Raw genomic sequence first — 13,397 nt, 5'->3', positions numbered from 1 at the left:
TCACTCTCTAATGCCTGATGGAGTTCGCATGTGGGACGTCATTGACTTATCGCGCTGGCAGTTTGCGCTGACCGCGCTGTACCATTTTCTGTTTGTTCCCCTGACGCTGGGGCTGATTTTTTTGCTGGCCATCATGGAAACTCTGTTCGTGGTGACGGGCAAAACAGTCTACCGCGACATGACGCGTTTCTGGGGAAAGTTATTCGGTATTAACTTTGCGCTCGGTGTGGCGACCGGCCTGACCATGGAGTTTCAGTTCGGGACTAACTGGTCGCTCTATTCCAACTATGTGGGCGATATTTTCGGTGCTCCGCTGGCGATGGAAGCCTTGATGGCTTTCTTTCTTGAATCCACATTCGTGGGGCTGTTCTTCTTCGGCTGGCAGCGCTTAAACAAGTACCAGCATTTACTGGTGACCTGGCTGGTAGCGTTTGGCTCCAATATCTCGGCCCTGTGGATCCTCAACGCCAACGGCTGGATGCAATATCCAACGGGCGCTCACTTTAATATTGATACCCTGCGCATGGAGATGAGCAGCTTTAGCGAGCTGGTTTTTAACCCCATCAGCCAGGTGAAATTTGTGCATACCGTGATGTCCGGTTATGTCACAGGCGCCATGTTTGTGATGTCCATCAGCGCCTGGTATCTGCTGCGTGGTCGCGCTCGCGAGTTCGCCCTGCGCTCCTTCGCGGTAGGTTCCGTCTTTGGCACACTGGCTATCCTCGGCACTCTGCAACTGGGAGATAGCTCAGCCTATGAGGTCGCCCAACGCCAGCCGGTAAAACTGGCGGCAATGGAAGGGGAATGGCAAACCGAACCAGCACCTGCGCCCTTTCATGTGATAGCCTGGCCGCAGCAGGAGCAAGAGCGTAACGCCTTTTCCGTGAAGATACCGGCCCTGCTGGGTATCCTGGCGACTCACTCTTTAGATACGCCAGTTCCGGGGCTGAAGAACCTGATGGCAGACGCGCTACCCCGCCTGCAGCGGGGCCGGGAAGCATGGTTGCTGATGCAGGAAATCGCCAAAGGTAACCGCACGCCTCAGCTACTGCACGCTTTTCACGCCGTGGAAAAAGATCTGGGTTACGGCATCCTGTTAGCAAACTACGCCCCTGACATGAACCATGTCACGCCAGCGCAATATCAGGCCGCACAACGCGGCGCTATTCCGCAAGTCGCCCCCGTGTTCTGGAGCTTTCGCATCATGATTGGATGCGGTTCCCTTCTGCTGCTGGTGATGGCGATTGCGCTGATACAGACCTTACGCTGGCGTATCGACCAGCATCGCTGGGTACTGCACATAACGCTGTGGAGCCTGCCGCTACCGTGGATTGCCATTGAAGCAGGCTGGTTTATGACGGAGTTTGGCCGCCAGCCGTGGGCGATTCAGGATATTTTGCCGACCTGGTACGCCCACTCTGCGCTGAGCGCGGGCCAACTGGCCTTCTCCATGGGGCTAATCCTCACGCTTTACACCCTGTTTTTAATTGCCGAAGTCTACCTGATGCAAAAATACGCGCGTCTTGGTCCAGATGCGATGCAACGTCAACAACCGGCACAACAACAAGAATAAAGGAGAGCATCATGTTGGATTATGAAACGTTGCGGCTCATTTGGTGGCTGCTGATTGGCATTATTCTGGTGGCCTTTATGGTCACTGACGGGTTTGATATGGGGGTCGGCTGCCTGTTACCGCTGATCGCGCGCAACGATGATGAACGTCGGGTGTTAATCAATAGCGTAGGGGCGCACTGGGAAGGTAACCAGGTGTGGCTCATTCTGGCGGGCGGTGCATTATTCGCAGCCTGGCCGCGCGTCTATGCTGCCGCATTTTCGGGGTTTTATGTGGCGATGATTCTGGTGCTGTGCGCCCTTTTCTTTCGTCCATTGGCCTTTGATTATCGCGGTAAAATAGCGAATGCACGCTGGCGCGCCATGTGGGACACCGGGTTGGTTATCGGCAGCCTGGTGCCACCGGTTATCTTCGGCGTCGCCTTCGGCAATCTGTTCCTGGGGGTGCCTTTTGTGTTCACACCACAATTACATGTGCAATATCTGGGCACTTTCTGGGATTTGCTCTCTCCTTTTGCCCTACTGTGCGGCGCATTAAGCCTGATGTTGGTCATTATGCAGGGGGGCGTGTGGCTCCAGTTGAAAACCGACGGCATTCTTCACCTGCGCGCGCTGTCTGCCACCCGCCGCAGCGCGATGTTAGTGGTGCTCTGCTTCCTGTTAGCCGGGTACTGGCTGTGGACGGGGATCGACGGCTATGTGCTGCTTAGCCAGGATCCTAATGGTCCGTCCAACCCGCTATTAAAGGCAGTAACGACCGCACCGGGCGCGTGGATGGCGCACTTTGAAAATTCACCACTACTGTTGGTTATTCCGCTGTTGGGCATGATTTTTCCAATGCTCGCGATCTATGCCTGCGGGCAACGTCGGGCCGTGTGGGGATTTCTGTTTGCTTCATTGACCCAGACCTGCGTGATCTTCACCGCTGGAATCACCCTGTTTCCATTTGTGATGCCATCCAGCGCATATCCACTCTCTAGCCTGACGGTGTGGGACAGTACCTCCAGCCAGATGACGCTCAATATCATGCTGATTATCGTGCTGATTTTCCTACCGATAGTTCTGCTTTATACCTTGTGGAGTTATTACAAGATGCTGGGACGAATCAACGTAGAAACCATCCGCCGCCACAACCACGAACTTTATTAGGGAGGACTGTACGATGTGGTATCTGTTTTGGTTTGTCGGCATTCTGCTGATGTGCACGCTCTCCACGCTGGCGCTGGTCTGGCTTGAGTCACGGCAGAAATAGCCCTGCGCGTGCGTTACGCTTCCTGGCTCCCCTGTTTATTCGGGGAGTCTTTTCCTCCGACATATTTTCACCAAGCCACTTCATATCCAAACAAATTATTAGCATCTAAACATAAAAAGTGATAACAATTATCAATATTAGTGATACATTCATTGTTAATAATTTTATATGAAAGAAATTTATAAAAATCATGACAAACCGCAAAAAAAAACACATCAACCAAACAAAAGCAAATAATTAGCTTTATATATCAACACCTGCCATTTAAGTGATATTTTTATCTATTATTTTTACTTTTTTTAGCATTATTAACCTTTGTTGTCTATTTTGCAATCTAATTGCGTTTGTTATTCTTCGCTCCGCTCTCAGACGGGAATTTTAATAAGGGGTTATTACTTAATAAATTCAAAGGAGCAGGGTGTGACAAGTCTATCGGGACGTGAAGTAAAAAATAGTACTTCTTTAATCCTTGGGAAGAAAAATATTGCATTGCGGTCTTCATCCATTTCTGAAGATGAATTTTGGTGCTTGATTGAACTGACCTCAATCAGAAGCAATAAAGTCATTAATGCACTGCACGATTATCTAGTGTTCAATCACTCAAAAAGTGCCTGCTGTGATAAGTATGGGGTCAGCAATGGATATTTTGGTTCCTGTATTGCACGAGTTGAACACGTTATTCAGGTGGTGAGTGAATTATTCACCCTCTACAGGGCTCCTTGTAGCTAGTAAAACTCATTTCAATAAAAACTTTTTTCAATTCTGTTAACAGTTTTGGTAAACCGGTATCACTAGTAGTTAGTGCTAATGGTGTCGACAGAATAAGACCATGGTCTGGTCTGCATTTTTATGCGGGGATATTTTATTCAGGTCGACATGTTTTTTTTGATTTAGGAAATATGAAATATGAAAAAACTAATTCTCAGTTCATCAATTGCTCTTGCATTATTCTCTGGCGCTCTGAATGCAGCTCAACAGAGCGAACTTCAGTTCTTTGGTAACGTGACTTCTGTAACCTGCGATGTTACTGCAAGCAATGGTGGCAAGCTAACTGATGTCATTCAGCTCGGTTCCGTGGCTCCAAATACCGAAAGCTCGACACCGGTTGAGTTCTCATTTATCGCTGCTAATTCTACACAATGTAATGGTCTGTCAGGTAAGACTGCAACAGTGACCTGGAATGGTAATTTTGATGCTGAAGGCCTGAAAAACAGCCTCGGTAAGGCTGCAGATGCAGTCGTTAAACTGAAGGCAATGAATCCAAAAAATGCATCAGGCAACGCGCAGGTTACTTCTTCCAATACCTATATTGATTTTGATGCGGAAAAGGTAACTACAGAAGGCTTTAAATTCCAGGCAACGCTGAAAGGCGGCACTACGCCAGGTGATTATCAGGGTGTAGCCGCTTACGCTGTAACATATAACTAATATCCTTATACAGCCGGGGAGATTTATCTCTCCGGTTTATAAGTAGACGTGAATAATTACCGTCTGTGGCATTGGAGGCTAACATGGAACTGTCGCGCTTACCGAAATACTCTCTGTTGGCGCTAAGTATTTATGCACATCTTGGATATTCTGAAGAACTAAATCTGGACTTTATACAGGGGGTCAGTGTTATCCCTTCGGTATTGAAATCAGATTCTGCTTTTCCTCGCGGTCAGTACAGCGTGGATGTTTTTGTGAACCAGGAAAAAACCGGCAGTGCAGAGTTAAACATTAGCGAGGCAGATGAGAAAAACAATATTCTCTGCCTGGCTCCTGACTGGATAAACAGTGCAGGAATTATGCTGAACCGGGAAAAATTTGCTGATGTTTATAACAAGGAAAAAAAGTGTTATTTACTTGGCAAGAAGTCCCATACGCGGGTAGTTTTTGATTACAGCGCGCAGAAACTGTTATTTGACATCCCACAGGCGTATCTGCTCAGTAAAAGTGACCCGTCCCGCTGGGATTATGGCGTTAATGGCGGTCGACTGAAGTACTATGCCAACTTTAATAAAACGACAGATAACCAGTTAAACGCATTCGGAAATTTTGAACTGGGATTCAACATCGGTCGCTGGGTGTTATCCAGCAACGCCAACATCACGCGTTCCGGTGGAAAAACGGAATTTAGCTCCAGCGATATGACATTGTCTACCGCAATCAGTCAGATTCAGGGGGATCTGTTTTTAGGTAAATCTCAGACCAGAACAGAATTGTTTTCTGATTTTAATTTTTACGGTGCTTCCGTTCGCTCCAACAGTAACATGCGCCCGTGGGAATCCCGAGGCTATGCACCGGATATTTCGGGAATTGCGTCCACACCTTCACGCGTGACGGTGACGCAAAACGGCTACACGGTTTATTCCCGCATGATCCCGGCAGGACCTTACCGTCTTGATGATCTCCAGCCGACCGGCAATGGCGATCTGATTGTAACGCTTGAAGATGACAGCGGGCGTAAGACCGTTCAGGTGTATCCGGTGACAACACTGCCGACCTTATTGAGGCCGGGAGATTTTCAGTATGACTTTGCTTTGGGTAAAAAAAATCAGAGCAATGAACTGGAAAAGGCATTCTCTTCGGATACGGGCCTCTTCTGGCTGGGAAGCCTGGACTATGGCTTCTCCGCTGCCACGCTGAATACGGCCATGCTACTGAATAACAATTATCAGTCGGCGGGGATAGGTGTGACCAGACCCTTTGGTGAACTGGGGGCGTTATCCCTGAGTGCTGCGACTGCAAAAGCAAGCTATGACAATGGTGAAGAGAAAAAAGGCCAGAACGTCAGTGTCAAGTATGCCAAAAACTTTACCGACAGAACGGACCTGCAGCTCCTGACATACCGCTATCAGGACAAGGGGTATGTGGATTATGCCGATTTCGATCCACACCGCAGTTATGTTCACGGCAATCAGAAATCACGTTATGAAGCACGCCTTTCCCATCGCTTTGATACGACTTATCTGAGCGGAACATGGTGGCGTCAGAATTACTGGGACCGCGATGGCAGCGACACCGGCGCCACCCTCTCGCTGAGTACGTCTGTTTTTGATGCGGTATCGGTATTTCTTAACGGCTCCTATAACCGGTATGCCGGGGGAGATAAAGCAGATTATTCAACCTCTGTGAGTGTCAGTATACCCTTCGATTTCAGGGGGGGGCGGCATTACTCCACGAACAGCGTAGGCTACAGCCGAAGCAATGGTTCAACATTCAATACCAGTGTTTCAGCAATGGTGAATGATCGCTTTAACTATAACCTGAATGCTGATGCCAGTTCACGCGGTCAGCGGGGAGCATCGGCATCAGCCAGCTATGCCTTTGATGCTGTTCAGACGAATCTTGGCGTGTCGCAGACACATTCTTCCCGGGGAGACAGTCAGACCAGCTTCTCCGGCGGAGTGTCTGGCTCTGTGTTAGGGACCAGTGAAACCGGGCCACTCTTTACTAAAGAGTCTTCCGATACGGTCGCCATTGTCAGCGTTCCGGGAGTCAGTGGGATTAAATTCAACAACTCGATGCCTACAGACCGGAACGGAAACACGGTGGTGTGGCTGTCGGAATATGCTGAAAACAATATCAATATCAATATGGATAACGTTCCTGACAACATGGAATTCAGTACCACCTCCTACAAAGTGGTGCCGACTGAAAAGGCGATGGTTTACCGGAAGTTTGGTTTTGAGAATGTACTCCGCTACATCCTTCGCGTGAAGGACAAGCAGGGTAAATATCTTGCCGGCGGCGATGCCACTACGGATATGGGGCTAAGCGCCGGTTTTATATCCACTAATGGTGTCCTGCTGATGAATATGCTGGCAGAGCCTAAAAGGATCAGAGTTGATATGGGGAACGGAATGCAGTGCCAGTTCTCCATGAAAGGGTTACAGGCTAACACCAATAAAGTTCAGGAGGTTCGTTGTGAATAAGGTCGCTAAAACAGCGCTCGCTGCCGCTCTGTCATTCACATTCTGTTCTCAGGCAATGGCTGCATTTGTTCTGAACGGAACACGCTTCATTTATGAGGAAAACAAAAAGAATATCACCGTTGAGGTCACAAATAACGCCAGCCAGACGTATGGCGGGCAGGTGTGGGTGGATAACACCCATGAGCGGAACGGGGTTTACCTGGTTCCTCAGCCCCCATTCTTTAAAGTGGGGGCAAAACAAAAGCAGATTATACGTATCTTAAAAACGGACTCGTCTTTACCTGCAGATCGGGAATCGCTGTTCTGGCTGAATGTGCAGGAAGTTCCGCCCAAACCTGATATGAAAGCGGGCAACGGCAGCCTTCTGGCCATTGCCATGAATGCCCGGGTGAAGCTGATTTACCGGCCTTCCTCTCTGAAAGATGGTCGTGAAAATGCAGAGAAAAAGCTGAAGCTGGAACAACGGAATAACGTGACCTGGATTAAAAATCCGACACCGTACTACATGGCCATTGTCGGGGTGAAAAGTAATGGCAAGGAAGTGAAGCTCAGTGACAGGGTTGCGAAGGAATTAACCCTGCTGGCGCCCTTCTCTGAGATTTCTCTTGGTGCAAATGTCAGTGGCGGACTTTCGGTTGCAGCAATAAATGACTGGGGTGGAGTGCAGAATTATGAAGTTCATTAATTCTATTCTGACTGCGGCATTGACTGTAAGCATTGCAGGACTCTCCGTGAACGCCTGGAGTGCGGACACAAAAACGGCAACCTTTAACATCAATGCGACATTTACCACGCCGAGTTGTGATCTGTCGTATGCGAACTATGTCGCAGTCCAGTTGGGCGTCCTGACCCCCGGGACAGCAACAAAACATGCGCCGATAACATTTAAGTGGACGTGCGCAAAAAATATTCCTGTAAAAACCGCTCTTACGGGGACGGTTAAAACAGGAGTACTGGAGAGCGATCAGACCAGAGTTCAGATGGTGGCCACGAGGGATAATTTTAAGCCAAACGGAACCTTTTTATGGCTGGAGCACAACGGTACTCCAGTTAAACTGACAGGGAAGGATGCATTCTGCAGCGACAGCACCGCCACAGTGGGTGAGCGTCAGTGTATTCTTACCCCGGTCACGGAAGCCCATAAGAATGACATCTTTGGTCCGGTTAAAGCTGTTATCACTTTTACGGTTATATATCCGTAATCCGAATATCCGGAACCTGAGTAATTGGAACTAATGGATGAAGCTTAGTCGTGCTGTTCAATGCGTCATTATTTTGTATTTATCACTATTTGTATGGATTATATGTAAAATTATTTCAATAGAAAATTTATGACACAACAGAGAATAATCATAAATGGTTCGGGCATATATGAAGTTTCAGGTCTGGCCGAATTAATGAAAGCTGAGGGGTATGACGTCAGATTTCGTGAAGATACAGAGCCAACTGCAGAGGATATTTTGATTATGGCTCTGAGTGACGCCCCCCTACTCAACTGGTGGGAGGCCGTATCAGCGTTCTTTAGATCAAATGATGCGCACCGCTGCCAGACACTGTTTCTTGTACCGGAACCGCTGGGAAATATCCAGAAGTTGTTTGCAACGGTACATATTATTGACGGAAGTTTGCCGCCGACGGCCCTAAAGGAAAGCATTAAGACAAAGGTCAGAGTAAAGCTAAATGTTGTGTCCCCGTCACTACACCAAAGGCAGTACCTGGCCAGAGTTAAATTATCCCACAGGGTATCCAGGAGACCATTATGGAATAATACATCCGAAAAAAAAGAACTGAAGCGATATTATAATGATCGCCGGCGTTTGCTTTCCATTACAGGAATGCCGAACAAGCATGTAATGTCTGTTATGGCTCCGTCGATTTCTGTTTCTTCGTTGATGGCACAATCATGGAGAATGTAGTTATCTGATTAATTTTTTTGCCTAAACACGACGGGATACCATGTTAATTACTTGAGGGTTTATTATGAATTTTCTGTGCAAAATCATAACTAGTGGGGCGCGGGATTTATTAGCTGACAGTGTGCTAACTAATAAGCGTCATGGGTGCTGCAATTTAAATAAAAATCCCTTCCGGATGTTAATTCCCCTGCTTCTGTTACCGGGGAGTGTATTCGCATCAGTAACGTACGACAGTACGCTACAGGTGAGGTCAACAGTACTTCCAGTTTCTAATAATACATATTATCTACAAAACGGTGGCACTTACGATGTGGCCGCATCGGGAAGCAAGGGATGTTTCCTGGATAATCCTGGAGCATACAGACCGGACCAGATAGACGCATACTATCTTAAATTGCGTTCCTATATGGGAAACCCGACTTATATGACAAATACCGTTGTGCAGGATGATTTCGGTATTGGTTCAACAGTAGGACACAGGACGGACTGGGCCATGCAATATGGAAAATGGGTACCTTCAGGAGATGAGTGGAAGGAAAACGGTATTGGCGTGATTAAATACGGGGGTCAACAGGTAACATTCCCGACGCAGTTTGACAAGCCTCTGACAAGGCGTACCGGTACAGTGAAAATACGTTTGTGCCGTGCCGGTGAAGGCGAAATCATTGCAACAGCATACTATGCTGCTGCCGTGACCCCAAGACTGACAGCAGCTAACTCGTCCATATCGTTAAGTGCTGAACTGGCTCAACGAGAAAAGAGAAGCTTCACGCTGAATGCCGAGGGGGTCAGACCAAGTGAAATCAGTTTCACCTCACCACAGGCTGAAACAAATGACAGCTATAATCTCTATCTCCCCAACAAGGTGACATTCGGCAATCCTGGTGACTTACAGGGCCAAACGGTAGAGTTTGAGGTTGCTGTAGAAGGCGTGCGTCCGGGCTCATACACCATACCGGTTACAGCCACCGCTTTATACCCTTAAACATAAGTATGTCGGCATGCTTCATTATGATTTTATGAAAAATAAAAAAAAGACTAAATAATGACCTTGCGAATAATAAACAAAGTAGTGATAAAAACGTTCAAAAGCATCAGTGTGGCATCAGGATTTATTATCATGTGTCTGGTCTGGGGCGGGTGCTGGTATTTTACCGGCCTTCTTCACGATTATTACTGAGCAGAGGGGGGTATGAATCAAAGGCAATGGTTTACGGACAGAGAACGTCTGACTGAAAAGTGCCTGCCGTACTTTCAGCCTGTGATAAGTCGTCATTCATCCTATTGCGGGCTGGAAATTCTGGCCCGCTGGGAAATGCCGGACAAGAGCATACTGTACCCAGCCCAGTTTATCCCCCAGGTAAATGAGGCCGGGCTGTCAGGATTGATGACCAGTATATTACTGGAGAAGACGGCTGAGATTCTTTTTCCGTTAAAAGAAAATTTGCCTGCAGGCTCGATTGTGAGTTTTAACCTGGACATGGTTGACAGCTATTCTGATACCATTATTGATGTCTGTCAGTCATTCAGGCGCCGTCTTGGGGCTTACAGTCCGGTATTGATATGCGAACTGACAGAACGCAGAAAATGGGGGCAGTCACCAGAAGACCATACTTTCCTTAAAAAACTGGAGGCGCATCATATAACTGTTGCACTGGATGACTTTGGAACTGAACTTTGCAATCTGGATATGCAGTGCAGCGTGAGGGCCGGTTACCTGAAAATTGACCGCTCATTTATTTCCAGATTAAACGAAGATCCAGCAACATGGCGAGCCGCTGAGTGCGCAATATTTACCGCCAGGAAATATTCGCAAAGAATTATTGCCGAAGGGGTTGAAACTCGCTGGCAATATGACTGGTTAAAACAGCAGGGTGTGGATCTTTATCAGGGCTATTATTTTTCTCCGCCACTTTCGGCGGAACAGCTTTCTGTATTTATTCGGCAGCAGGGTTCGAAACCTGAAGGCAAAGTATACAAACACAAGGATTATCACAGATGTTAAAAATTATTCTCTGCTGTTGTTTAGCCGGGCTGAGCGTATGTCACCCCGTGATGGCTGTAGTTCCACAGCTAGGGCGCCAGTATTCAGTGGTGGAAAATACCTTACAGAACTCACCGGAAGTGATGGTATTTTTATATTTATTGCCCGCCATGCACAACTTTTCCGGGAACTATCGTGTCAGTGGTAAGTGGTAAGTGGTAAGTGGTAAGTTACGGACTACCACGGACTTAAAAGAAGAAAAAAACGTTATAAATCAGATGAGTTATGGACTAGTACGTTTGAGGAAGTTGAGATGGTGCCGATAATAGGAGTCGAACCTACGACCTTCGCATTACGAATGCGCTGCTCTACCAACTGAGCTATATCGGCCCTGAAAAGGACATGTCCACGAACGTGAGCACGGGGTAGAAGGTTAAAACTAACCGGGCGATGCGTCAATGGCCTTGCGAATCAAACGCCTATTTTTGCATCATCCGGTTTCAATTACGCACGAATCGTGTCGTTACAGGCATGCTTATACGTGGTCGGGTATTACTATAACCAGCGGCGAACGTGTTGTTCATAGCGCTCCCACTCCAGCCCGAAATGTTTTCGCAGTTGTTCCTCTTCAAAATCAATATGCAATCTGGCAACCGCCAGCATAAACACCGGTACAGCCAGTACTCCAGTCAGGCTACCGATGCAAAGAGCAAAGGCCAACTGGATTCCACTCATACCAAGGTAGATCGGGTTGCGGCTCCAGGCATAACATCCGCCGGTAACAAGCGTGGTCGATTTATGTGCATGCAGCGGATTCAGGGTCGTACGTTTCATCCGCATCTGCCACGCGGTATGCAATATCACCAACAGACTGACGCCGGCCAGCAATGTGCTTATCACGATATTCACCCCGCCGAATGTGAAACGCGGACTCGCCGTCAGCACATCCGCAACGAGAAAAAGTACTAAGATAAGAGGCGGCGGAAACCAGACTCTTAATTTTGTCAGGAAATGACGCATGGCCAGGAACTCACCTCGGCATCGGTTTAATTAACGCTGATACCGCTATAAATACCCCGTATTAGATACATAAACAAACGATGCCTCACTCACAACAGACTGTCGCCTTCACCAGACAGGCGGGAGTTGTCGTACTCACCTCGACAAAAATACCTGCATCAGAGGCATCCGCCCCTGATGTTCCCGAAAGGCTTTACGTTGAGAAAGTAGAATCCGACGCTGATTCAAAAAAATCTAAAGACTGCTTGTAGTAACGCATAAAATCATCAAACGTCACTGGCGGTAAAAATTGATAACCCTGCAGGTAATCAACATTATTTTTCCCCAACCATTGCTGCTGATAGCCATGTTCAACGCCTTCCGCCACCATGCGTAACCCCAGGAGTTCGGAAAGGTGAATGATTGACTCGAGCATAGGGATATGTTGCTCAACTTCTTTAATAGCTTTGATAAACGTTTTATCAATTTTTATAACATCCAGGTCTAACTCATTGAGATAGCAAAGGTTAGCGTATCCCGTCCCAAAATCATCTAAAGCAAACAGAACCCCTCTGTTTCGCAACGATCGTATCAGTTCTTTGATTGCAGGAGTAATAGTGAGAGTCTGGTTTTCAGTTATTTCAATCATCAATTTTATCGGTAGCCTTTGCGTTATTTCCATAAAATTAAGACACTCCCAATAAAAGACGGGGTTACTTAAACCTGATGGACTCACATTAAAAGAGACGAATAAAGTTTTATTGAAATCCTCGCTTCCGTCGACCAGATTACGCGCGACGGCGTTCATTAAATAGCTCGTTAACTCATTCATTAAGCCACATTTTTCAGCCAGCGGTATAAACTCACGCTGAGAAATAGCATAATTATCCCCCTGTGGCCAACGAGCCAAAACCTCAACACCACAGACATCTTCGTTTATATTTACGATGGGTTGAAAATAAGGAATGATTTCTTCATTCCTTATTGCCATACTCAGTCGACCAGAATCTGAGACATCATATGCTTCGCCGTATATTACATTCTTACCAGAATGACTGTTCGTAGAGGAACCTTCATGCAATAGATTATTCCTGGTTAAAAAAATGATAGTTTCATTAAAATGAGAAAATCCCAGACGAGCGGTAATGCGTTCCCGATATCGATACACTGACTTAATTGTTATCGAGTTAGCATGACAAAAATCGTGCAATTTTTCCTTTGTGAAAGATGCATACAGCATTTTCTCTTCAAACTCAGTCAAATGAAAAGTAAATATCGCTGAACCTTTAGTGACTTCCACAACCTCATTGGGTGCCATTAGATTGGCTCTCAACTGAGAAATCAGCTGATCCGATAGTTCCCGTCCATTAATGAATGCATACTCCTCGTACCCCCGATTAATAGAACGATTTTCATTCATCCGAAGAACAATACAGTTTATATTGATAAACTGCGTGCTATTTCTCTGAAACCACTTCCTGACCTGGAATAATGGTAACCGGTTATCGATCACCAGTAAACAGGATGGATACCGTGGAATAATTGACTGTGAACCAGAAATAAATGCCCGCGCATCGACCAACACCAGATTTGGCAACCACGCTTTTATCCCTGAGAAAAGAAAAATATCATAACTGAGCAGAAAAACCTTTTTCGTATTCATAGTTACCACCAACTTAAATTTATGGCATGGCAGGTCCCTCGTTTTATACACGAGAGAATATACAACACCTTTAGCCTCCAGAAATTACAATGCA

General features: G+C 46.8%; 13 protein-coding genes and 1 tRNA gene. 11 read left to right on the top strand and 3 right to left on the bottom strand.

Going from position 1 to position 13,397, the window contains the following annotated elements; translation table 11 throughout:
• The first annotated feature begins 28 nt into the window (after positions 1-28).
• From appC to OGV52_RS02825, 11 genes are all read left to right on the top strand, one after another.
• Positions 29-1,573: a cytochrome bd-II oxidase subunit 1 gene (gene appC, locus OGV52_RS02875; RefSeq protein ID WP_080859982.1), complete on the top strand. Its 1,545-nt coding sequence runs from the start codon at positions 29-31 to the stop codon at positions 1,571-1,573.
• An 11-nt stretch (positions 1,574-1,584) separates the two neighbouring features.
• Positions 1,585-2,721, top strand: a complete 1,137-nt coding sequence (gene appB / locus OGV52_RS02870; protein WP_049042191.1) for a cytochrome d ubiquinol oxidase subunit II — start codon at positions 1,585-1,587, stop codon at positions 2,719-2,721.
• Between the two features lie 13 nt (positions 2,722-2,734).
• A complete protein-coding gene (gene cbdX, locus OGV52_RS02865) occupies positions 2,735-2,824 on the top strand; it encodes a cytochrome bd-II oxidase subunit CbdX (protein ID WP_016151902.1) in 90 nt (29 codons plus the stop codon).
• Positions 2,825-3,244: 420 nt separating this feature from the next.
• Entirely contained in the window at positions 3,245-3,553 is a 309-nt protein-coding gene (locus OGV52_RS02860) for a PapB/FocB family fimbrial expression transcriptional regulator (protein WP_287108056.1), read from the top strand.
• A gap of 177 nt (positions 3,554-3,730) precedes the next feature.
• Positions 3,731-4,252, top strand: a complete 522-nt coding sequence (locus tag OGV52_RS02855; protein WP_287108055.1) for a fimbrial protein — start codon at positions 3,731-3,733, stop codon at positions 4,250-4,252.
• Between the two features lie 83 nt (positions 4,253-4,335).
• A complete protein-coding gene (gene pefC, locus OGV52_RS02850; RefSeq protein ID WP_287108054.1) occupies positions 4,336-6,741 on the top strand; it encodes a PefC/AfrB family outer membrane usher protein in 2,406 nt (801 codons plus the stop codon).
• Positions 6,734-7,426, top strand: a complete 693-nt coding sequence (locus tag OGV52_RS02845; RefSeq protein WP_287108053.1) for a fimbrial chaperone — start codon at positions 6,734-6,736, stop codon at positions 7,424-7,426. Before pefC ends, OGV52_RS02845 begins: the two co-directional genes overlap by 8 nt.
• Positions 7,413-7,943 (top strand): fimbrial protein, encoded by a 531-nt coding sequence (locus OGV52_RS02840; RefSeq protein ID WP_287108052.1) that lies wholly within the window; start codon positions 7,413-7,415, stop codon positions 7,941-7,943. Before OGV52_RS02845 ends, OGV52_RS02840 begins: the two co-directional genes overlap by 14 nt.
• A gap of 129 nt (positions 7,944-8,072) precedes the next feature.
• Positions 8,073-8,657, top strand: a complete 585-nt coding sequence (locus tag OGV52_RS02835) for a hypothetical protein (RefSeq protein WP_287108051.1) — start codon at positions 8,073-8,075, stop codon at positions 8,655-8,657.
• A 424-nt stretch (positions 8,658-9,081) separates the two neighbouring features.
• Positions 9,082-9,642 (top strand): hypothetical protein, encoded by a 561-nt coding sequence (locus OGV52_RS02830; RefSeq protein WP_287108050.1) that lies wholly within the window; start codon positions 9,082-9,084, stop codon positions 9,640-9,642.
• 207 nt (positions 9,643-9,849) lie between these two features.
• The gene (locus tag OGV52_RS02825) at positions 9,850-10,662 is read left to right on the top strand and encodes an EAL domain-containing protein (RefSeq protein ID WP_287108049.1); all 813 of its coding nucleotides are present in this window, start codon (positions 9,850-9,852) and stop codon (positions 10,660-10,662) included.
• A gap of 293 nt (positions 10,663-10,955) precedes the next feature.
• Here OGV52_RS02825 and OGV52_RS02820 read toward each other — a convergent pair.
• The 3 genes from OGV52_RS02820 to OGV52_RS02810 form a co-directional block, all read right to left on the bottom strand.
• A tRNA-Thr gene (locus OGV52_RS02820) sits at positions 10,956-11,031 on the bottom strand.
• 165 nt (positions 11,032-11,196) lie between these two features.
• The gene (locus OGV52_RS02815) at positions 11,197-11,541 is read right to left on the bottom strand and encodes a methyltransferase family protein (RefSeq protein WP_249415033.1); all 345 of its coding nucleotides are present in this window, start codon (positions 11,539-11,541) and stop codon (positions 11,197-11,199) included.
• Between the two features lie 313 nt (positions 11,542-11,854).
• Entirely contained in the window at positions 11,855-13,303 is a 1,449-nt protein-coding gene (locus tag OGV52_RS02810; protein ID WP_049281691.1) for an EAL domain-containing protein, read from the bottom strand.
• Between the last annotated feature and the right edge of the window lie 94 nt (positions 13,304-13,397).

It is taken from the genome of Citrobacter sp. Cb041, assembly GCF_030336655.1.
In the GTDB taxonomy this organism is placed as follows: domain Bacteria; phylum Pseudomonadota; class Gammaproteobacteria; order Enterobacterales; family Enterobacteriaceae; genus Citrobacter; species Citrobacter braakii.
The sequence above is the reverse complement of the archived record's forward strand: the minus strand, read 5'-3'. Positions and strand labels throughout refer to the sequence as shown.

Excerpts from the sequence above, each read along its gene's own strand:
- appC (WP_080859982.1), top strand. The coding sequence starts at position 29 with ATGTGGGACGTCATTGACTTATCGCGCTGGCAGTTTGCGCTGACCGCG.
- OGV52_RS02810 (WP_049281691.1), bottom strand. The coding sequence starts at position 13,303 with ATGAATACGAAAAAGGTTTTTCTGCTCAGTTATGATATTTTTCTTTTC.
- OGV52_RS02855 (WP_287108055.1), top strand. The coding sequence starts at position 3,731 with ATGAAAAAACTAATTCTCAGTTCATCAATTGCTCTTGCATTATTCTCT.
- cbdX (WP_016151902.1), top strand. The coding sequence starts at position 2,735 with ATGTGGTATCTGTTTTGGTTTGTCGGCATTCTGCTGATGTGCACGCTC.
- OGV52_RS02830 (WP_287108050.1), top strand. The coding sequence starts at position 9,082 with ATGACAAATACCGTTGTGCAGGATGATTTCGGTATTGGTTCAACAGTA.
- pefC (WP_287108054.1), top strand. The coding sequence starts at position 4,336 with ATGGAACTGTCGCGCTTACCGAAATACTCTCTGTTGGCGCTAAGTATT.
- OGV52_RS02835 (WP_287108051.1), top strand. The coding sequence starts at position 8,073 with ATGACACAACAGAGAATAATCATAAATGGTTCGGGCATATATGAAGTT.
- appB (WP_049042191.1), top strand. The coding sequence starts at position 1,585 with ATGTTGGATTATGAAACGTTGCGGCTCATTTGGTGGCTGCTGATTGGC.
- OGV52_RS02825 (WP_287108049.1), top strand. The coding sequence starts at position 9,850 with ATGAATCAAAGGCAATGGTTTACGGACAGAGAACGTCTGACTGAAAAG.
- OGV52_RS02840 (WP_287108052.1), top strand. The coding sequence starts at position 7,413 with ATGAAGTTCATTAATTCTATTCTGACTGCGGCATTGACTGTAAGCATT.